This window comes from Enterovirga rhinocerotis, from assembly GCF_004363955.1.
Lineage (GTDB): Bacteria > Pseudomonadota > Alphaproteobacteria > Rhizobiales > Beijerinckiaceae > Enterovirga > Enterovirga rhinocerotis.
Genome location: NZ_SNZR01000013.1, coordinates 797,840 through 817,293, shown reverse-complemented (window position 1 = coordinate 817,293; position 19,454 = coordinate 797,840). Strand labels below are relative to the sequence as shown.

General features: G+C 66.9%; 24 protein-coding genes, 2 tRNA genes and 1 pseudogene. 19 read left to right on the top strand and 8 right to left on the bottom strand.

Annotated elements, in window-relative coordinates:
* The first annotated feature begins 6 nt into the window (after positions 1–6).
* The 16 genes from EV668_RS15550 to EV668_RS15475 all read left to right on the top strand — a co-directional run bounded on the left by EV668_RS15550 (position 7) and on the right by EV668_RS15475 (position 13,764).
* On the top strand, positions 7–555 hold the full coding sequence (locus tag EV668_RS15550; RefSeq protein WP_133771561.1) for a hypothetical protein: 549 nt from the start codon (positions 7–9) through the stop codon (positions 553–555).
* A gap of 39 nt (positions 556–594) precedes the next feature.
* Positions 595–1,068 carry a glycoside hydrolase gene (locus tag EV668_RS15545; protein ID WP_133771559.1) on the top strand — a complete coding sequence of 158 codons (474 nt, stop codon included), beginning with the start codon at positions 595–597 and terminating at the stop codon, positions 1,066–1,068.
* Entirely contained in the window at positions 1,065–5,834 is a 4,770-nt protein-coding gene (locus EV668_RS15540; protein ID WP_133771557.1) for a host specificity factor TipJ family phage tail protein, read from the top strand. The genes EV668_RS15545 and EV668_RS15540 overlap by 4 nt, the downstream gene beginning before the upstream one ends.
* Positions 5,835–5,837: 3 nt before the next feature.
* Positions 5,838–6,263, top strand: a complete 426-nt coding sequence (locus tag EV668_RS15535) for a hypothetical protein (RefSeq protein ID WP_133771555.1) — start codon at positions 5,838–5,840, stop codon at positions 6,261–6,263.
* Complete coding sequence (locus EV668_RS15530) at positions 6,263–6,631, top strand: hypothetical protein (protein WP_133771553.1); 369 nt, start codon at positions 6,263–6,265, stop codon at positions 6,629–6,631. The genes EV668_RS15535 and EV668_RS15530 overlap by 1 nt, the downstream gene beginning before the upstream one ends.
* The gene (locus EV668_RS15525) at positions 6,624–7,199 is read left to right on the top strand and encodes a hypothetical protein (RefSeq protein ID WP_133771551.1); all 576 of its coding nucleotides are present in this window, start codon (positions 6,624–6,626) and stop codon (positions 7,197–7,199) included. Before EV668_RS15530 ends, EV668_RS15525 begins: the two co-directional genes overlap by 8 nt.
* A 1-nt stretch (position 7,200) precedes the next feature.
* Positions 7,201–8,031: a hypothetical protein gene (locus EV668_RS15520; RefSeq protein ID WP_133771549.1), complete on the top strand. Its 831-nt coding sequence runs from the start codon at positions 7,201–7,203 to the stop codon at positions 8,029–8,031.
* A gap of 11 nt (positions 8,032–8,042) precedes the next feature.
* Positions 8,043–9,683, top strand: a complete 1,641-nt coding sequence (locus EV668_RS15515; RefSeq protein WP_133771547.1) for a carbohydrate binding domain-containing protein — start codon at positions 8,043–8,045, stop codon at positions 9,681–9,683.
* A gap of 10 nt (positions 9,684–9,693) precedes the next feature.
* Positions 9,694–10,056 (top strand): hypothetical protein, encoded by a 363-nt coding sequence (locus tag EV668_RS15510; RefSeq protein ID WP_133771545.1) that lies wholly within the window; start codon positions 9,694–9,696, stop codon positions 10,054–10,056.
* A 219-nt stretch (positions 10,057–10,275) separates the two neighbouring features.
* Positions 10,276–11,013 (top strand): peptidoglycan recognition protein family protein, encoded by a 738-nt coding sequence (locus tag EV668_RS15505; RefSeq protein WP_133771543.1) that lies wholly within the window; start codon positions 10,276–10,278, stop codon positions 11,011–11,013.
* Positions 11,014–11,059: 46 nt separating this feature from the next.
* Positions 11,060–11,446 (top strand): hypothetical protein, encoded by a 387-nt coding sequence (locus tag EV668_RS15500; protein WP_133771542.1) that lies wholly within the window; start codon positions 11,060–11,062, stop codon positions 11,444–11,446.
* 27 nt (positions 11,447–11,473) lie between these two features.
* Positions 11,474–11,788 carry a Pam3-gp28 family putative phage holin gene (locus EV668_RS15495; RefSeq protein WP_133771540.1) on the top strand — a complete coding sequence of 105 codons (315 nt, stop codon included), beginning with the start codon at positions 11,474–11,476 and terminating at the stop codon, positions 11,786–11,788.
* 4 nt (positions 11,789–11,792) lie between these two features.
* Entirely contained in the window at positions 11,793–12,272 is a 480-nt protein-coding gene (locus EV668_RS15490; protein ID WP_133771538.1) for a hypothetical protein, read from the top strand.
* Complete coding sequence (locus tag EV668_RS15485) at positions 12,269–12,616, top strand: hypothetical protein (protein ID WP_133771536.1); 348 nt, start codon at positions 12,269–12,271, stop codon at positions 12,614–12,616. Before EV668_RS15490 ends, EV668_RS15485 begins: the two co-directional genes overlap by 4 nt.
* 106 nt (positions 12,617–12,722) lie before the next feature.
* Positions 12,723–12,983 carry a hypothetical protein gene (locus tag EV668_RS15480; protein WP_133771534.1) on the top strand — a complete coding sequence of 87 codons (261 nt, stop codon included), beginning with the start codon at positions 12,723–12,725 and terminating at the stop codon, positions 12,981–12,983.
* Positions 12,984–13,044: 61 nt separating this feature from the next.
* Positions 13,045–13,764 carry an SOS response-associated peptidase gene (locus EV668_RS15475; protein WP_133771532.1) on the top strand — a complete coding sequence of 240 codons (720 nt, stop codon included), beginning with the start codon at positions 13,045–13,047 and terminating at the stop codon, positions 13,762–13,764.
* Here the strand turns inward: EV668_RS15475 and EV668_RS15470 are convergent.
* The 7 genes from EV668_RS15470 to EV668_RS15435 all read right to left on the bottom strand — a co-directional run bounded on the left by EV668_RS15470 (position 13,752) and on the right by EV668_RS15435 (position 17,201).
* The gene (locus tag EV668_RS15470) at positions 13,752–14,147 is read right to left on the bottom strand and encodes a hypothetical protein (protein WP_133771530.1); all 396 of its coding nucleotides are present in this window, start codon (positions 14,145–14,147) and stop codon (positions 13,752–13,754) included. The genes EV668_RS15475 and EV668_RS15470 overlap by 13 nt on opposite strands.
* Positions 14,148–14,734: 587 nt before the next feature.
* The gene (locus EV668_RS15460) at positions 14,735–15,565 is read right to left on the bottom strand and encodes a tRNA(His) guanylyltransferase Thg1 family protein (protein WP_133771528.1); all 831 of its coding nucleotides are present in this window, start codon (positions 15,563–15,565) and stop codon (positions 14,735–14,737) included.
* Positions 15,555–15,920 (bottom strand): hypothetical protein, encoded by a 366-nt coding sequence (locus EV668_RS15455; protein ID WP_133771526.1) that lies wholly within the window; start codon positions 15,918–15,920, stop codon positions 15,555–15,557. Before EV668_RS15455 ends, EV668_RS15460 begins: the two co-directional genes overlap by 11 nt.
* Entirely contained in the window at positions 15,917–16,243 is a 327-nt protein-coding gene (locus tag EV668_RS15450) for a hypothetical protein (RefSeq protein ID WP_133771524.1), read from the bottom strand. Before EV668_RS15450 ends, EV668_RS15455 begins: the two co-directional genes overlap by 4 nt.
* A 163-nt stretch (positions 16,244–16,406) precedes the next feature.
* Positions 16,407–16,631: a hypothetical protein gene (locus tag EV668_RS15445; RefSeq protein WP_133771522.1), complete on the bottom strand. Its 225-nt coding sequence runs from the start codon at positions 16,629–16,631 to the stop codon at positions 16,407–16,409.
* Complete coding sequence (locus EV668_RS15440; RefSeq protein WP_133771520.1) at positions 16,628–16,990, bottom strand: DUF4326 domain-containing protein; 363 nt, start codon at positions 16,988–16,990, stop codon at positions 16,628–16,630. Before EV668_RS15440 ends, EV668_RS15445 begins: the two co-directional genes overlap by 4 nt.
* Complete coding sequence (locus EV668_RS15435; protein ID WP_133771518.1) at positions 16,983–17,201, bottom strand: hypothetical protein; 219 nt, start codon at positions 17,199–17,201, stop codon at positions 16,983–16,985. Before EV668_RS15435 ends, EV668_RS15440 begins: the two co-directional genes overlap by 8 nt.
* A gap of 1,121 nt (positions 17,202–18,322) precedes the next feature.
* Between EV668_RS15435 and EV668_RS15430 the strand changes: the two genes are divergently transcribed.
* From EV668_RS15430 to EV668_RS15420, 3 genes are all read left to right on the top strand, one after another.
* Positions 18,323–18,399 (top strand) — tRNA-Pro (locus EV668_RS15430).
* Positions 18,400–18,425: 26 nt separating this feature from the next.
* Positions 18,426–18,731, top strand: coding sequence for an ETC complex I subunit (locus tag EV668_RS15425; RefSeq protein ID WP_133771516.1), 306 nt, complete (start codon positions 18,426–18,428; stop codon positions 18,729–18,731).
* 106 nt (positions 18,732–18,837) lie between these two features.
* Positions 18,838–18,914: transfer RNA gene (locus tag EV668_RS15420), tRNA-Pro, on the top strand.
* 150 nt (positions 18,915–19,064) lie between these two features.
* Here EV668_RS15420 and EV668_RS25370 read toward each other — a convergent pair.
* Positions 19,065–19,349, bottom strand: a pseudogene (locus tag EV668_RS25370) (hypothetical protein); the annotation flags it as partial.
* Positions 19,350–19,454 lie beyond the last annotated feature (105 nt).

Genomic DNA, 19,454 nt, shown 5'->3' with positions numbered 1-19,454 from the left:
CGCGCCATGAGCAGCGATACGCCTGACGGAGGGCGCATCACGCCCTTAGGCGACCTTTGGCCGGGCAAATCCGGCCAAGCGGAAGGGCCTTCGGTCTTCGCCCTGATCGATCAAAGGCTCGACCGCATCGAGAAGCGGCTGGATGCTCTGGAGGCATCTCGGAATCGCGGGGAGATGAAAGCCATCTTCGAGGTACGCGTCGACGAATCCGCGTTCTGGAAAAAGGGCGTCGGGATACTGGCGGCAGCGGGCGAAGCCGAGCGGCAGATCAGTGCCGATCTCGAGGCCGCTTTCGCCAGCATCCAGGACATGGAGGCCAAGGTGTCCCTCCTCGCCGAGGTCTCGGCCGATGGAGACACCTCGGGCATCCGCGATGCGGTGGCGGCGCTGGAGGGGCGCATCTCGACCATCGAGGCTCGCATAGCCGCGAGCGCGGACGCGTCAGCATCTCCGGGGGTTCGGTTGTCGCTCCTCGAGGCCAAGGTGCAGTCGCTGCTTTCGGCGCGCGGCCCTGGATCGGTGCGCGACGCCGGGCGCGAATGCCGCCGCGGCTGAGCGCAGTCGTTCTCCCGCCAGTCACCATCGGAGGACGCTATGGTCACGATCCGAAGCGGGAGCGGCCGAGTCGAGCTCGATCTTGATGCCGGGACGATCTCGTTCTGGCGCTCGAGGATCGCCCTTGACCGCTCGGCCTATGTCGAGGGCCTCCTCGGCCGGCCCTATGACGCGCAGCGGGCCAATTGCTGGCAGCTTGTCGTGGACGTCCAGCGCGACCTCTTCGGCCGCATCCTGCCGGGCGGGAACGAGCCCCTGCCCGAGGACCGGGCTGCTGCGCTTCAGCAGGGCGTCGAGGTCCTCGGCTGGCACGAGCATCCGACCCCGCAGGACGGCGACGTCGTCATGATGAGCCGCTTCGCCGGCGGGCCTCACGATCATGTCGGCACCTTTCTCGCCGATCGCCGGGGCGTCCTGCACACCGACACCTGGCACGGCGTGGTCTGCGACGACCTCGCCTCCCTTCGACACGTCCGCCTCTGGCGCCCGCGCTTCTATCGGCCCGACGCATGACCCTCGTCCTCGAAGTCGACAACCTGCACAAGCCTCTCGGTGAGGCGAAGGCGCTGCCCCGGCGCCGTCGGCGGCTGTCGACCATCGTCAAGCAGCATGCCCCGAAGGACCGGGCCACGGTCGCGCTCGTCTTCCGGAAGAAGGTGAACCTCGCCGCCCTCACGCGGGCCGATCTCGACCAGGCCGCGAGGATGCGGGCGGATTACGCGACGACGCTCGTCGGTCCGGACGACCATGTCGTGTTCGTGCGGCCGGCTCTGGGCGGCAGCAGCGGCCTGTCGGTTGCGCTGATGATCGCCTCTGCGGCCCTGCTTCTCCTCGCGCCTTGGGCCGCGGCGGCGGTCGGTGGCGGCCTTATCGGGTTCGCGGTGCAGACGGGCATGGTCATCGGCGCGGCCCTGCTGCAGGCCGCAGCGGCGAAGTCGAACGCCGCGAAGAAGACGGACAACTCGTTCTACGACATCGCGCCGTCCGGCAACGTGGCGAAGCGCGGCGCGCGCCGCCCGCTCGGCTACGGGCGATGCTGGTCGACGCCTCCGCTCTCCCAGCGAGACTTCATTCGATACATCGGGAACAAGCAAACCGTTCTCGTGAAGCGCCTGCTGGTCGGGCTTGGGAAGTGGGACGTCCTCGCGGTCAAGGTCGGCGAGAGCACCTTCTGGACGAAGGCGGGCGGCGTCCAGTCGCCGTTCAACGTCTCGTCGCTCTTCGGCATCCCGTCCGAGGTCGAGGTCCTCTACGAGCAGGCCTCGAAGATCGTGCCCGGCGATATCGCGACGAGCGAGAGCGTCATCGGGCAGGAACTGCCGCGCTCATACGGGAACCCGGACTGGACACCCTGGTATCGGGCAACCCCGCACGGGGTGAAGGCCGACAAGCTCTATCTCGCCTGGAGCTTCGGCACCGTCATGGTCCGCGGCGACAAGGGGGAGGCGAAGCCGAACAATTTCGGCATCTCCTTCCAATTTCAGCGCCTCGATCCGGTCACGGGCAACCCCACTGGCCCCATCATCACGGACGCAGAAAACATCGGCTACCAGTGCCTGCCCGAGGGCGGCCACTTCGGACGCGAGAAGACCCTGCCGGAGATGGCGGAGTGGCAGGTCCGCTCGTGCAATCCCTGGCCCGACCCGAGTATGATCGGCATCGAGGCGTCGAACACCGTCTACTGGGACGAGCTTTCCGCACTCTTGCCGGACGTCCGCGTGCGCGAGGGGACGACCGAGGTCGTCATCCGCGTCTCCGGCATCAAGGGCATCTCCTCCTTGGGCGAGGTCCGCGTCGAGGCGGAGCGGATCGTGCCCGTCTTCAATGGCTCGACGTGGGTGGAGCAGCCGACGCGGAAGGCCGTCTGGGCCTTCGCGGACCTGATCCGCTCGCCCTACGGCCTCAACCGGCCGGACGGGGTCGATGGCGAGAAGTGCCTCGCCTATGCGAACCGGGCGGACCTCGCCGGCTTCGACGAGTTCAACGGCTTCCTCGACGAGGTGACGACGTTCGGCGTCGCCTTGAACACCGTCCTCGGCCCGCTGCGCGCCCAGCATCAGCGCCTGGGCCAGATCTACAGCTTCATGCGCGACGAGAGCGCCGAGGAGGCCGGCGGCCGGCAGGTCATCACCCGGCAGCAGATCCTCGCCGACACGACCGCCCAGCGCTTCATCTTCACGAAGTCCGATTCCTCGAAGGGCGACGTCATCGTCGAATACCTCCGGGACGGCGACGAGAAGCGCCCCGACGAGGCCCGGCAGACCAAGTTCTCTCAGACCCGCACGCCCAAGCGCTACAAGTTCCCCGGCGTCACCTCCGGCGCGCATGCGGTGATGCTCGCGAACTGGCTGTCGGCCATCGACAAGTTCCGCGGCGCCGAGCGCACGATCACGACGGAGTGGCAGGGAAGGCTCATCTACCCCGCCACGCACATCCTGTCCGATCTCTGGTTCGTGGACGCGAAGGCCGCGCTACCGGGCCGGCTCGTGTCCGGCACGACCTTCGAGGTCGAGGCCCCGCCGCCGATCGCCGCCGGCAACACCTATGTCTCGCTGCGCGGCAAGGAGGGAAACGAGTGGGGCATCCTGCGCGCGGTCTATGACGGCGGCACGCGCCTCACGCTCAACGCGACGGACGTCAGCAACATCCAGGCCGCGACCGGCGTTCTCCTCGCGGACGTCCTGACGGGCGAGCTGCAGGAGCCGAACACGCTGACGATCGGCCCGCTCGTCGAGCTTCAGGAGACCTACATCGCCCGCTCGACGCGGCCCGTCAGCGAGGACCACATCGAAATCGAGATGGTCATCGACAACCCGAAGGTCTGGCAGATCCTCGGGGAGGAGACCGTCGTTCCCGGACCGATCGATCCCGAGGGGCCTGTCGAGCCCCTTCGCCCGAACCTGCCCTCGATCCGAGCCTGGTGCGAGCGCACGGAGACCGACATCCAGATGGTCTGGAGCGTCCCGCAGCCGTTCGGCGCGGTCGCCTTCGACGTCCAGTACGCGATCGACGAAGTCGATATGCCCGCGACCGATTGGACCGAGGTGCAGACTGCCCTTGCCAGCGCGTCGGGATCGGTGGTCATCCGGCAATCGCCTCTGCCGGTGCGCGTCCGCGGCCGCGCGATAGGCCGGACCGGCGTTCCCGGGGACTGGACCTATACGACCTTCTCCACGGTCCCGCCGCGCGTCGACGGCGGATCCGTCGACATCGTCAACGTCACCCTGAACCAGATCGACGCCTATTTCCGGGGGCTGCTCGAAGGCACCGGGCCGGGCTCGATCGGTGAAGCCCTCAACGTCGCGAACAGCGCGCAGTCGCGGGCAAATTCGGCCTTCGGGAACATCGAGGACCTCAAGCTCGCCCTGTCCTCCAACCCGGCGGACCGCACGCGCTCGAAGCTCGTTGCGCGCTCGCTCCGAGACGACCTCGACCTCATCCAGGCCGCGTTCGCCGACGCCCAGAACCGCCTCAACTCCTTCGAGGGGATGATGGTGCAGATTGGTGTCGTCCAGTCGGAGGGCGCCTACAGGATCGCTGGCGAGGCCATCCTCGACAGCCGGATCAATAGCGTCGCCATCGACCTCGACGCGCTCAATGCCCGGGTCTCCCTGCTCGCCTCCACGATCGTCGATGGGGACCTGAACGGCATCCTCGACACGCTCAATTCGCTGTCCGTTTCCCTCGACGCTGTTGCCGGCGAGATCGCGCTCCGGGCGACGACGGCGCAGCTCGACGAGGTGGACGGCCGGGTCACGACCCTCAGCACGACGCTGACCGGGCCGGAGGGGACCATCACGTCGCTGGCGAGTTCGGTCAACACCCTCACGGGCCAGGTCTCGAACGCCGTCTTGCAGCTCAACGCGCTCGGCTCGATCGTCGCGTCCGCGTCGACGGCGGCGGTGAAGTTCGACGGCGATGCGAGGGACCTGACGCTCGACGCTCTGCTCGCGCGGGTGGCGGAGCTCGAAGGTGGGGTCAACGAGCGGCTCGGTACCGCGACCCTGACCCTCGGTGCCCGGATCGGGGAGATGGGCGAGGTCATCGCGGAGAGCGGGCGAACCATTCTTGCGGTCCAGGGGGACGCGGCTGCGCGCTTCTCGTCCTTCGAGCAGGTGATGTCGAACGGCTTTGTCGCGACGGCGTCGGCGCAGCGAGCCCTCGAAACAGCGGCAGGCGCGGCGGCCGGGCGCATCGGCGTCCTCGAGAACGTCACCACGAACGCGCAGAACCCCTCGTCCGTCGTCAGCCGTCTGTCCACGATCGAGGGCACGATCGGCACGGGGACCGGCTCCGGTTCGATCACGGGGCGCATTACCACGCTCGAAGAGGTCACGACCGATCCAAATACAGGCCTCGTCCGCCAGCTGTCGGACCTGCAGACGGCCGTCTCCGGAACAGGGCCGACATCGATCAGCGCGCGGCTCACGACTCTTGCCGAGGTCGTCGGCAAGGCGGCAGGACCGGACGGTCCCGCCTCAGGCCTTGTTTCCCGCGTGGGGAACCTCGAACTGACCCTTAACGGCAACGGGACGCCGCAGAACCCGTCGCTCTCTTCTCGGGTCAGCTCCGTCGAAATTGCTGCGGCCGGGGCTGCCGGCAACGCAGCGGCGGCGATCACGGCGGCGAACAATGCCGCTTCCGCGGCCGCTACGGCAGACGGGAAGGCCGTGAATGCGGCCACTGCCGCGTCGAACGCCGCCTCGGCTGCCTCGACGGCGGATGGCAAGGCGGTCGCGGCTCAAACGGCAGCGAGCAATGCGGCGTCCGCGGCAAGCACGGCCGACGGAAAAGCTGTGGCAGCCCAGACGGCTGCTTCCAATGCGGCCTCAGCAGCGTCGACGGCCGATGGGAAAGCGGTCGCCGCACAGACCGCGGCCAGCAACGCCGCGACGGCCGCCTCCACCGCCGACGGCAAGGCCGTGGCGGCACAGACCAAGGCGAATGCCGCCGACACGAAGGCGGAGGCCGCGCAGAACGCCGTGACCGCGGTCGCTGGCACGGTCACCGAGATCGAGGCGAAGGCGAACGACATGACCGCGAGCGGTAAGCTCGCCTTCGTCGCTGTCTCGGCTCCATCGGGGGCTACGGCCGCATGGGCCCTGAGCGTGAAGGCCAGCAACGCCCGGGCCGGCTTTACGGTGCTCGCCATGAGCAACGGAACATCTCAGGTCATCGTGGATGCCGGCCAGGTCGTCTCGGCGGCCCTCGCCTCGGACGGCGTCAATCGCCGCGTCGTGCTCGACCTCAACAACGGCTCCCTGTCGTTCTGGAGGTAGGACATGGGACGGGAGCTGTATTTCGGGCCAACGAGCGTCGGCCTTGACGCCCGCATCGCGCGGCCGGGCTTCGACGCCCTGCTCGACGACGTGAACGACCGGACGAAGATGGCCTTCGCTGCGTCATGGCAGAGCATCGGCCGGATCGCGGAGATCGGCACGGTATCGAGCATAGGCGCCTGGATACCGTTCCTTCAGAGCTATTCTTCGCCTCCGAACATCGAGCTGGCCTTGCGACGGAGCAATTATGTGATCCGGGGCTACACCGAGATCACGACGACGTTCGATGGCATTGGAGGGGTCTATAACGTCGGCGGCACGCTCTACGTTGCTCACGTAGAGGCGACGCAATTCCGGGTGTTGCGCCCAACCCGCTACGCCTCGACAGGCGCTCCGGGAGATCAAATCCAGTACTTCGTGGTGCAGTAGTGGCGAGGGAGTTCTACGTCGCGAGCAACGGGCTGCGTATTGCCAAATACGGCTTCGACGCCGCCACGACGTCCGAGGCCAACCTGATCTTCAGCACCGCGAAGCAGCTGATGAAGATCGACAGCGGGACCATCGCGTCTCTGAGCGGCACGCCGCGCGTCAATTTCAGCAACACCATCCCCCTGGCCGTGCCGCCGATGGTTATCTGCGGCGTGAGAGGACAGAGCACGGAATCCGCGCCGGTCAGGGCAGACCCCGACCTGACCGGCTTCACGGTCCAGGCGGTCCAGGCCTGGGACGGATCCTACCCGGCCGAGGGGAAGCCCATCTACTGGATCGCTCTGCTGATGGGGATGCCCGGTGGCTGACGTCCCGTTCTTCGCCGGCCGCAAGGGCTCAGAATTCATCATCCGGCAGCTCGCGCCAGGCGCGAACGACGCCAACCCGAGCTTCAATCAGATCGTCTTCGACAGCCGGGGCTATCCCGGCCGCGTGCTCGGGACCGGAGAGTTCTTCTGCGGAGGGGCCGATGTTGCTGGTTATGCTATCGGAACCAGCGTCTATTATTACCTCGTTCTTGGGGAGAAGACCGTCCCGCACGGGCTAGGTGTCACGCCGACGCACGTCATCGCCACTGCCATCCCTGAGCGGGAGGACGGGAGTCCTGAGATTTGGCACTCCTGGCAGGGAGTGGACCACACCCCGGCTCAATTGGCCAGAACAGAATATGGCGGCGAGGCTTTCGGGAAGAAGCTATGCTCCGCATTTCACATTGAATACCGTTACGAAACGCAGGGCGCCCGAATAGTTGTGCGAGCCGGCTGGCGCTATACGTGGAACAGTACGGACATTAAGGCCATCACCTACCTGTGCAGCAAGACCTCAGGAAACATAAACCTGAGGCTTCGGGTCCGCTGGACTGCCCTGGAGATTTAGCATGCTGTGGATCGTCGACGAGCGCGGCTCGTTCGTCGCGTCGTACGACGCTGTCCCATACCCCGCGCCGGAGGAAACGCTCGACCGCCTGCGGCAAAGGCTCGATCCCAACAATCGCGTCGTGGACGTCCCGCCGCTCGGGCCGGAGTACTGGCATGCCCCTGATGGCGTCCCGGTGCCCAAGCAGCAGATCGCCGTGACCGCCGACAGAACCTCGGTCCAGGCCGACGAGAACGACGAGGTCGTGCTGCAGGCCGTGCCGGCGGGCTCGATCGTGGAGGTGCACGGCGCGGATGGGCTGACGACAATCCCGGCGGAGCAGGAGGGGCCGATCTCGCTGACCTTCTCCGTCGCCGGTCCCCATGTCGTCCGCGTCACGCACCCCTCGCACACCGAGCGCAGGTTCGAGCTCGAGGTCACGGAAGCCACCACCGTCCGCCGGCAGAGGCGGATCAAGCGGGCGGTTGCTTCTCACCTCGTCGGCCCGCAGGGAGCGGCAGTCGCGGCCAAGGCGCTCGCTGTCCTGACCTCGGAAGGCGTGCCGGCCACTGCTGCCGCCCTCGCTGCCGTCGCGCAGCGTCCTGAGGCGGCGGCGGCGCTCGAAGGACGTCAGTCGTCGGGGATTGCCGCAATGGCCGCTGCGGCCGGTCGCTCTGCCGAGGAGGTCGCACAGGCGATCGTCGAGACGGCGGACGCCTACTGGTTCGCGGCCGCCAAGCACGAGACCTTGAAGGCGAGGCTCACCGGGCTGGTCGAGAGGCCGGTGCGCAAGGCCGAGGTCGAGCGGGTCATCGTCGAAGCCGGACGGGCCGACATTCTTCCGAGACTCTGAGGGGCAGCATCATGGGTTACTACGCTCCGGCAGGCGCGACGCTGACGCTCGCCGCCAACTCGACCGCTGGCACGATCCAGGGGGATATGTCCGCCTTCCCTGTGACGCCGGGCATGGCCATCGGACCGGGCTCGCGCGCTGGCATCGACGGTCCGACGCGCATCATCACGACCTGGACGCCGAACGGCACGACGGGCGCGAGCTTCACCATCGACAGCGCCTTCTCCAACAACACGGCATTCGCCGCCGGCACCCCGTTCGTCATCGACAACCTCGCGGTCCCCGGCAGCGTCATCGCCCAGACGAACCTGGGCATGATCACGCTGATCAACGCGCTCAAGAACACCTTCGGCCTGTCGCTCACGCTGGATCAGGCCTCGAAGTCCTTCCCGCTCGATCGCGCGGACGGGAACGGCTCCTTCACGGAATGGCTCTTCCGCCGCGGGACCCGGAAGTGGTTCGGATGGGAGCACCGGACCATCTCCGGCACCGAGAGGCTCCTCGGCCGCACCTATCTCGACGGCGTGGTGCCGACCGAGAGCATCGACATCGACGGCTCGGACGGCACGGTCGATTTCCGCGTCGGCGAGGGCACGCTCGCCTCGGCCGCGACCACCAATCTCGGCTCGGTCCGCAAGCGTAGGATCAATATCACCGGCGCAGCGACGATCACCTCGTTCGGATCGAGCCCGAACTGCGAGAAGATCCTCCGTTTCTCGGGCGCGGCGACCGTCAACCACAACGCCTCGACGCTGGTCATTCCGGGCGGCGCCAACATCACGGTCGCCTCGGGAGACATCCTCCACGTCGCGTCCAACGATACGGGGGGATGGCGGGTTCTCAACTGGACCCGGGGCAGCGGCCAGGTGCCGTTCGGCGGGGCAGCGACCGAGACGGCGGACGGCCTTCTGACGGGCGCAAACCTCAAGCGCCTCAACGGCCTCGCGAACGGCCCGAACCTCGTGCCGAACGGTGGATTCGAGCAGGGCCTGTCCGGCTGGCCGACCTTCAGCGGCTTCTCCGACGGGGCGGCGCAGCAGGTCGTCACCTCCATCAACGCCCTGTCCGGCGGCTCCTACCTCCGGCTGAATTTCGGAGCGAAGACCACCGGCACGCTGAACGCGGTTGGGGAGAGGTTTCCGGTTGTCCCGGGCGGACGCTACGCCATCAGCGCCTGGGTTCGCGCCAACGCCGCGCTCGCGAATGCGGGCCTGATCTCTCTGCGTGCGCAGTGGTTCAAGAGCGACGGGACAGCCTCGACGACCGCCTTCTCGACGATCGGTGTCGGCTCGACGACAGCCTGGGCTCTTCTCGAAGGTCAGGTCACGGCCCCGGCCGATGCGGGCTATTGCGAGTTCCGCATGGTCGTGAACGTGACGCTTGGCGTCTCGTCCAGCGTCACATGGGTCGACTTCGACGAATGCACCATGACGCCCGTGGCATCGATCGCCGCGGCGAGCCTGCCGTCCTTCACCGTCGCAACCCTTCCTGCCGCCAACATGCAGGTCGGCCACACGGCCTGGGCCAGCAACTGCCGAGCCTTCAACGGCGCCGGCACGCAGGAGGGGGCGGGAGCCGGCACCGGCGCCGTCGTCACCTGGAACGGCTCGGTCTGGAAGATCGCCGGCACCAACGTCACCGCCATCGCCTGAGGAGCCGACCATGGCCGTCTTCGTCTACGAATTCCTGTTTCGCGGCCGCCCGCCGGGCTCCGGAGGGCCGCCCGCCTTCCACGTGATCCTCGGCGACGCGCAGACCGACGCCTTCGGCCGCGAGACGATCTCGCTCAACGGCCCGATGACGCCCGAACAGGCCGGCGCCCTCGGCTTCCCGCTCGAGACGGTGATCGAGACCATCAATGCCGACACCCTCGAAGAGGTAGGCGCCCTGTCCGCCCGTGCCTCGACGCTCGAATCCGAGAACGGCGACCTCAGGCTCGAGGTCGAGGAGCTGAAGGCCGCGCTCGCCGCCGCGACGCCTGCACCGCCCGCGGAGCCGGAGCCGGATCCTGAGCCGGCCGCGTAGAAGCCAATGCCCGGCCTCATGGCGGCAGGACAGAGAGCGCCACGACTTCGGATCGGACTCGCTACTCCGATCAACCGGGTGCCGGCGGGTGTCCCACGTCCCGATGCTGCCGAGGCCCCTCGGAACTAACGTCCGAAACCGACGGGTCCACGCCGACCCGTGCTGATAGCTGATCCCCGCCCGCCTCGCGCGGGCTTTTTCATGCCTCGGAGACATCCCATGATCGTGCTGGACATCCAGCGGCGCCTGAAGGCGCTCGGCTATGACATCGGCAGGAGCGGGCCGAACAAGGACGGGATCGACGGCGACCTCGGGGACCTGTCGCAGACCGCCATCCTGAAGGCGCTGGAGACCGGGAAGCCGGCGCTGGCGGGGATCGTCCTGCCGGTGGTGCCGCCGGTCGCTCCTGCCGTGGGTGTCGTCCCCTCGGCCTGGATGCCCGCGGCGAAGATGGCCCGGGTCATCGTCCACTGGACGGCTGGCGCCCACAAGGCGTCCGACCTCGATCGCGAGCACTACCACGTCATCATCCAAGGTGACGGCACGCTGGCCCGCGGCAAGTCGATCGCCCTGAACGACGGCGCCGGGATCAAGTCCGGCTACGCCGCCCACACGCTTAACCTCAACACGGGCTCGATCGGGGTTTCGCTCGCCTGCATGGCCGGCGCGATCGAGCGTCCCTTCGATCCCGGCAAGGCGCCGATGACGCCGAAGCAGTGGGACATGCTGCCGGGCGTGCTGGCCGGACTCTGCTCGCGCTACGGCATCCCGGTCACGCCCCGCACGGTCCTGTCTCATGCCGAGGTCCAGGGCACGCTCGGAATCGCGCAGCGTGGGAAGTGGGACATCGCCGCCGTGCCCTCCGCAGGCAGCATGATCTACGTCGGCGCGACCGGCGCTGGGAACACCATCCGTGCGGCGACGTCGGCTCTCCTGAACCCCGCGCTCGCCGCCTGAAATCCGCTCCCGGCGGCATCCGGGCATCCTCCTGAAAGGTCCCACCATGATCCGTTCCGCTCTTACGGCGGGCGCGCTCCTGTGCGCGCTCATGCTGTCCGCTTGCAACGTCACCTCATCGCAGGTGGCCGGCTTCCTCGTCAGCGCTCAGACGCTCGCATCGGCCGCCGGGCAGGCGGAGCTCGTCGCCAAGGCTCAGGCCCGTGTCGTCCAGGCCTGCGGCTACCAGCCCACGGCGCAGACCATCGCTGCGATCGCGAAGACCTTCGCGCCCTCGACGGCCGTCACGCTCGATCTCGTCGACACCGTGGCGACGGGGATCTGCGCGGCCGTCCAGAACCCGACCGTCGCCTACGCGTCCGGCCGAGCGCGGCAGAAGCGCGACGGGACCTATCGGGGCGTCCCGATCCGCGGCCAGCGCGTCGGCAACTGAACCCACTCGTCGACCGGGAGACCTGTCATGAACAGCACCATCATCCTGTCGCTCGTGCGGCAGTTCCTCCTCGCCGGCGGTGGCAGTCTTGTCACGCTCGGCTATCTCGACGCCGACACCATGAACCAGATCGTCGGCGCCCTGATGGTCCTGATCGCCTCCGGCTGGGCCCTGTACGAGCGTCGCGCTGCTGGCCTCGCGAAGTCCGCAGTCCACGCCGACCCGAAGGCGGTGATGTACGAGCTGGCCAAGGCGCCGGAGGTCGCGAAGATCGTCACGACGTCGCCGACGGTCGCGCTCGAGGTGCCGAGCCGCAAGGTCGTCGGACCGGCGGGCGGATAGGCCGATGCCCAACTCGACCCGCGCCAGCGCCGCCTATCCCGATCGGCTCGTCGAGTATCTCTTTGCGAGCATGATGATCGGCTGGGGGCTCTGGCTCATCGCGCCATGGTGGCAGACCTTCGGGAACCCCACCTACGCGGCGCTTGCGGCGCTTGCGACCGAGCGGCAATGGGGCATCTTCTCGGTATGCGTCGGCGTCGTCCGCGTCGGGGCGCTGGTCGTGAACGGCCATTGGTGCAGGACGCCGCTCCTGCGCTTCATGTGCTCGTGGTTCGGCGTCGTCTGGTGGCTCGTCCTGATCTGGCTGTTCTTCCAGAACCCGTCACCGAACCCGCCGGCCGGCTTCGTCTTCTACCCCATCTTCATCGTGTTCGAGCTGGTCTCGTGCGCCCGCAGCATGGCCGATGCCTTCAGGGCCAATGCCTTCCGGCCGCTCCGCCTTCCGAGGCTGCTCCAACTCAGCCGAGCAGGATCGCATGAATGAACCCCGGCGACATCCTGACGGGACTGATCTCGCTCTTCGGGGCCGGAGGCTTCACGGCGATAGTCGTCGGATACCTCGCCTATAAGAAGGAGGCCGCAACCGGCCGCCGCGAGCCGCTGAAGCCCGAAACCCTGCCGACGGCCAACGGCCACTTCCCGGGCTCGCACGACATCGAGCTGCTCGTGCAGGCGATCACGCTGCTGACGGCGGCCCTGACGCGCTGCGCGACGCTCCTCGAGGCGGAGGCTCACGACCGCGAGATGGACGAGGAGGCGGAGAAGCGGGCTGAGATGCGCGAGCTGCGGGAGATCGTCCGCGCCATGCGGCAGGCGCGGACGGCGTGAAGCGGCGGTCGACGGCCCCGCCGTGCCGGAGGGGCTGCCGGTTGAATTGGCGCCGGACCGCCGCTAGCTCGTACCGGAGCGACGGCCACATGTGATAAAGAGCGGCATGAAGATCTTGGTCGCCGCCCTCCTTCTCGTCATCGTCCTGCTGCTGACGCTGCTCTATCTGCTCTTCCAGCCCGGCACCACGTATCAGACTTCGCGCCATTCGCCGGGCCGGATGCAGGCCGCGCTCGGGCGGGCCGTTCTTCAAGCGGCAAAGAACGATCCAGCGACTGCAACGATGGTGCGCGCCGCAGTTCAGGCCACATCCGACGAGGATCGGGCTCTCGCGGCCGAACTGATCGCTGCGCTCCCGCAGCAGTAGTCGTCTGCCGTCTGCCTCGGGTCGCTAGCGGTCATGCTCGCCGGCCGCTACCCTCGCCAGCATGTGCAACCTCTACAGCGTCACGACGAACCAGGAGGCGATCCGGCGGCTGTTCCGGGTCGATCGCGACCTGACGGGCAACCTGCCGCCGCTGCCGGGCGTGTTCCCAGACTATGCGGCGCCGATCGTTCGGGTCGATGGCGACGAGCGCGTCCTCGCGATGGCGCGCTGGGGCATGCCGTCGAGCCGGAAGGCGCTCATGGAAGCTGCGAGCGCCCGCGCCGACAAGCTCCGCGCGAAGGGCCGCGAGGTCGACTTCGACGAGCTTCTCCGCCTGGAGCCTGACAAGGGCACGACGAACGTTCGGAACACGGCGAGCCGGCACTGGAAGGCTTGGCTCGAGCCCGCGCATCGTTGCCTCGTCCCCTTCACCTCCTTCAGCGAGTTCAACAAGGGGGCCGGCGGCGACATTTGGTTCGCGTTCGGCGAGCACCGTCCGCTCGCGGCCTTCGCCGGGATCTGGACGCCGCAATGGACCTCGGTGCGTAAGGTGAAGACCGGGCCGGAGACGATCGACCTGTTCGCCTTCCTGACGACCGAGCCGAGCGAGCCGGTCGCGTCCATCCATCCGAAGGCCATGCCGGTCATCTTGACGACCGAGGCGGAGCGTGACGCCTGGCTTCGTGCTCCATGGTCCGAAGCCTCGGCGCTTCAACGACCGCTGCCGGCGGAGATGGTCGAGATCGTCGCCCGCGGGGAGAAGAAGGATCAGGCGCGCTGAGCCCTGGCCTTAGCCCTGGCCCTCATCCGTTCCAGCTGGCGGTTGTGGGTCATGTGCATGTCCCGAGCGCCGGGGATATCGCAGATCGCTCGATAGGCTGCTTCGGCCGCTGCTTTCGCTTCCTCTTTCGTGAGGCACCTCCCGCCCGTTTCGATCGCCGGCCGGGGCCAGACGAAGGCAAACACGGACCAGTTCCAAAGGTGATCTCGGTTCGGCGCGTCCCAGCGAGGCGGCCCTAGATCCAGATAGCGCACGTGGCCGGTGCGGATCTCCTCGTCGTAGAGCGAGCCCTCTTGCTCAGGATTGTCCGGCACGGCGTGCCACGAGAGGTGCATCGGGGCCGCGCGGGCATCGCCGCCGAACTCCGCCAGCACGGCGTCCACGTCCTCGTCTGTGATGGCGGATCGTCGGTCCGATCCGGACGGAGGGCTTTCATCGGGCATGGAACGAAATAAGAACATCCGCGTCGGAGAGTCGAGTCCGGAGACGCTGATGGATGAGCCCGTACTGCCGCGAACCCTGGCCCAATTCCCTTATGTCACGGTGCGGATCGCCTGCATGGACTGCCCGCGGCACGGGTCGTATCGGCTAGCGCGACTGGCGGCTCGGTTCGGTCCTGACGTGAACCTCGAGCTCCTGCTTTACCGGATCACTCGGTCATGCCCGTGGCAGGTGCCGCCGCTGACGCGCCGCCGGAAATATGCCCGCTACTGCCGAGCCTACTATCGGGACCTACTCCATCCGGAGCCGCCGCACGAGCCGCCGCCGGATCCGGAGCCGGTTACGGCCGGGCGCCCGCGGCTCACGTTGGTCGGCTGACCTCAAGCCTCCTTCACGATCTCCAGGCACTGCCTCAGCGCAGTCAGCCTGATCGCACACGCTGCTGCGAAGACGTGATCTCCTGCTGCCTTGTAGGAGAGGCGATCTGCTTCTGTCTTGGCGATCAGAGATTGGATGCGGGCGGTCGGGGTCATGAGGTGGCGCCATCTCGGTAGATCGGCTCGGCTCCATCGAAGATGACGGCCGCTCGGTTCTCCACCTCGACGAAGGCCGGCACCTGAAAGGCTTTCGTCTCGCCACGCAGGAAGGTGGCACTTGCGGTGGGGCGATTGGCTTCCGGAATCCGGGCCAGCTCCTCATCGGTCAGGGTGCGCTCAACGACGGCCCGCCGGACGAAGGTTCCGAACTTGAACCACGGCGGGTAGCCGGCGAAGTCGACGCCCTTCTCCGCCAGCATCTTCCTCAACTCGCGCACCGGCTTCTTGAACATCGCCTTGGCCGAAAAGACCGCGTGCGCAGCCATCTGGACAGCGTTTCGTTCAGCGTCGAGGGCCCGCCAGAGGAAGGCGTTGGTCGCCTCGTCCCGGTCGGGGACGCTGAAGACGCGCCCGTCGAAGTGGGGAAGCCTCTCAGCGTATGAGGATAGCTCGGATGCCAAGATGGCTCGCGTGAAGGCGGCTGTCGCGATACCAGCGAGCACCGACGCGAGCTTCTGGACCTTGCCGTCGAAGAAGACTTGCGAGGCCGGGTTCGCCGGATCGGATTGCCAGACCAGCGATATCTCGTCCGACTGCGTGTAGCCGATGACGGCGCCGGTGGTTTCGACCAGATGTCCCGTCGCGGAGATCATCGCTTGCGACATCAGCTCGTCAAAGGGGCGGTGCATCCCTCGCGTGAATCGGGAGAAGCTGCGGCCGTCGATCCGCGCATAGATGGGCATCCCGGATGGGAGCCGGCGACCTGTCTCGACAGCTTCGTACCCCTTCATACGGTCGCCGAGATCGTCTCCCTCACCCGCCATCACGCTCTCCTTCCAGTGCTGCGCGGGCGGCGTCAGCTTCCAGCAGGCTCGCACCCTCCCGCTTGGCGCCCATGCGATAGCCCGCTTCGAATTCGTTCAGCGGCTGGGGCTTCGATGTATAGGCTAGGCGGAATGCCCATTGCCCGGCGGCGCGCGAGATCTCCTCATCGCGGATATCTGCCGCCATGGCCTCGATCGCGGCGCGGGCCTCTTCCGCGTAGTTCTGCCAAGCCGGTATGGTGAGGGAGCCAGGGACCCCGTCTTCGTCCACGTAGTCGTCTGCGACGGGCTGGTCAGGGTCGACCCCCTGAGGGACGCATATCGCCCTCGCCACAACCTCGATCATCGACGTCATCCTGGCCTCCTGATTTCGCGACGCTTCGTCACCTTGTAGCCGTGGCGTTCAAGGCAATCCTTCATCTGATCGAGGGCCTGCCATCCGAGATCGTTCGCTTCGTGGATTGGGCAGCCTCTGTTCTGGCCGACGATGACGACTTGATCGTAATCGGCGTGCGCCTGGGAAACGATCATGCCGGAGCCAAACCACGTCGCGAGACGGTCTCTGTCGCGTCTGAGCCAGCCTTGCATGGCGGCCGCCATGCTAGCGCCGAACTCGCCTCCTTCCGCGATCCGGTGTGTGTGGTCGTTATAAAGCACGGCGACTGTGTTGAACCCCATCACGCTCTCCTTTCACGCAATTCGGCCTGAAGGCGCTCAGCCCGTTTCTGCTCTCCCTTGGCTCTCTGGATCGCGGAGACGCGCTGTCGGTGCAGGCGTTCGATCTCCTCTGCCGCTCTCAAGGACAGAGGCCGTCCGTCTGCGCGTAGATCGCGGACGAGGGTCATGGGCGGCTCTTTGCGGCTGCCGCGATGCCGGCAGGGGTCAGGTAAAAACCCCACTTGCCGTCGACCTTCCGGCGCTCGATGAAACCACGCCGCTCAAGGTCATGAAACTGCTGATCGTCGTGTTCCTGCCCCTGATCGAGCGGAACCCCGTAACAGCCAGGGTTCGAGCGAATTGCCCGTATGTCCAGGCGCTGCCTGTCGGTTAGGCTGACCTCACTCACCTCTTCTCTCCCTCGATGGATTCGCAGACCGGACGGTTGGAGAGGTCGAGCAGCGTTTCAGCGTGACACGGGCTCTCCAGGCTGCACCAGCAACCGAGGTTCTTGCCGCGAAGCTCGCCGATCTCGTCTCGCACGATGCGCACGTATTCAGCCTCGTCCCGATCCGGCCAAGGCGCTCCCTTCGATCGGCGCCCGAAGAGGCAGAGGTGTCGGTGGCTGTCGACGGCGTGATACCGGTCGCAATGGATCCCGGCCCGGTAGGGGTTCCCCCACTTAGTGGTCCGGTCGACCTTCACGGTGTTCGGCGGCATTCTCCAGCCTTTCGCCCTCGAAAGCTGGGCTCGCTTCGGCCTATCCATGGCTCTCTCCTGTGGGCGGGGTGGTGGGGAGTTCGGTCGGCTCGATCACCGCCGGCACGAAGCGCATCAGCGGCACCTCCCTGACCGAGTGCGAATACCAGTCGCTCTGCTGGTGCTTCGCGTAGGCATCGGCTTCAGCCTGCGAGAGAAAGCCCGCCAGTGGCGTGCCAAGGCCGTCATCTTGGACGACCACCCATATCCGGCTACCCATGTCCGCCTCCGGGGAGAGAGCGGGCGATCTCTGCGGAAGGGGTTTTCGCGACGAAGGCGTCACCCTCTGCGATCCAGGCCCAGTTCGGCACCTGCCGTCCCGTGCTCAGGTCGAAGCTGGCGCTGCATCGGGTGCAGAACCGATGACGGTCGCGCTTATAGACAAGGGGCTTCCGGCCGCAGCAGCGTCCCTTACCGTCGAGGACGGCGAGACGGCGGGTCTGTGGCCTCAGCGTCGCGCACCATGCTTCGTAAGCATCTCGGCGACACATGGCGCACGGTCGCTCCACCATGGCGTGAAGATCGACCACGGAGCCCCGATCGCAGCAGGACGGACAGGCGCTCATCGGACGCCTCCCGTGAGGGCAGACCTAGCGATCGAGATCAGAAGATCGCGGAAGGCGGGAGGGGTGGCGGCTGCTTCAGCTTTGGGCAGCGTCGGCTTGTTGCGAGCCTTCCCGCGCTGGTCCTGGAATCCGACTTGATGCGTCCCGACCGGGCGCCGCCAGTCCAACTGCGGCGGGAGCCCGGTCCCGAAGGCGTACAGCCACGTCGCCTTGTTCGCGCGATGGCCATAGGCCGATTGCCAAACCTCGCAGACCCACCCACCGCAACTTGAGCGCTGCCAGCCTACCCCCCGTGGCGTAGGAAGATCGTGAGCGGCGAAGGCCCGCGACGTCGCTGGATGCTCGAGGACGCCGCCCCACCTCCTCACCGCTGCCAGCGCTGCGGCGAAACACCCTCCATCATTGCCCGGCCTATTATGCTCGCCGCCCCATCTCGCATAGTTGACGTTCGCCATCGCGCCCCAGAGCTGGCACGGCGGATGTGCCACGACCGGATGCGGCCCGGCATAGGCCCGCGCATCCCGCTCGACCGGCCAGGGCTCGACGCCGTCCAGATCGGCGTAACAGCCTTCGGCCTGAACATAGAGAGCTGCGACCGTCCGGACGCCTCCCGTGAGGGGGAGGGTCGGAACGGGCGGGGAACAGCGTCGGGAGAAATGTCGGGGATCCTGGTACCGACCAGTGCCATACGTTGCCGTAGCGTTCCCATCGTCATCAGACGGGCATTGCGGTGCGGCGCCGAAATCTGTAGGAGTTCCAACGCTGAAAACAGCGTCGGGGCGTAGCGCAGTCTGGTAGCGCATCTGCTTTGGGAGCAGAGGGTCGCTGGTTCGAATCCGGCCGCCCCGACCAGTCATGTCTGGAGCGTTTCGACCGTCATGCCGGCCCGTATCTACAAGCCCGCGAAAGGCGCCATGCAATCGGGTCTTGCCCGAACCAAGACATGGCTGCTGGAATTCGATCAGGCCAGCGCCCGCGAGATCGAGCCGCTGATGGGATGGACGAGTTCGGCGGACACGACGCAGCAATTGCGGCTGCGCTTCGCGACCAAGGAAGAGGCCATCGCCTATGCCGAGCGCGAGGGCATTTCCTACCGTGTCGAGGAACCGCAGGCGATGTCGCGCCGGCTGATGTCCTACTCGGACAATTTCAAGTTCAACCGCACCGCGCCCTGGACGCATTGAGGCGCCGCAAACGGCTTGCGGAAGCGGCTCACCCCCGCTATAGGATCGCGCCTCCCGCAGCGGTTCTTCTGAATCACCGGGATGCACCGCCTCGCGGCGGTTTTGGCGGAGTGTAGCGCAGTCTGGTAGCGCACCACGTTCGGGACGTGGGGGTCGTAGGTTCGAATCCTATCACTCCGACCAATTTTTCCGCTATCTATCTGATTTCGTTGACGATTATCAGACGCATGGGAGGCGGTCCCCACTTTCGGCCCCACTTTCGGCATGGGCGCTCATGATGCCTCCTGCGACAAAGTGGGACGCGCGATCGGGCTGGGCTCCGGGATCGCTCGGTCAGCGCCTCGCCACCCGACTGAGCCGTCGCCCGCTCCGAGCCGGGGAATTGGCGTTAACATCGTGATCGGTCACGACGACCTCGTGGCCTTCCTCACAGACGAAGCTTGCCCAATCGTCCATCAGGTGACGCCGTTTCGCCGAAGCGTCGCTTCGCCGGTACGCTCGCTCTGCCTCGTCGCCGACAAGATGGGCGAGCGCGGCCTCTGCAACCTCGCGCGGATGCGCAGTCTCGTTCCCCGCCCAATCCCTGAAGGTCGAGCGGAACCCGTGCGCAGACAGGTCGCCACGACCCATGCGCGGTCGAGAAGTTGGTCTCTCTCATCGTGAAGTGGCCGGCCTTCGCTAATGAGGACCACCAAAGCTAGTTGTAGGTGCTGGAGCCTTCTC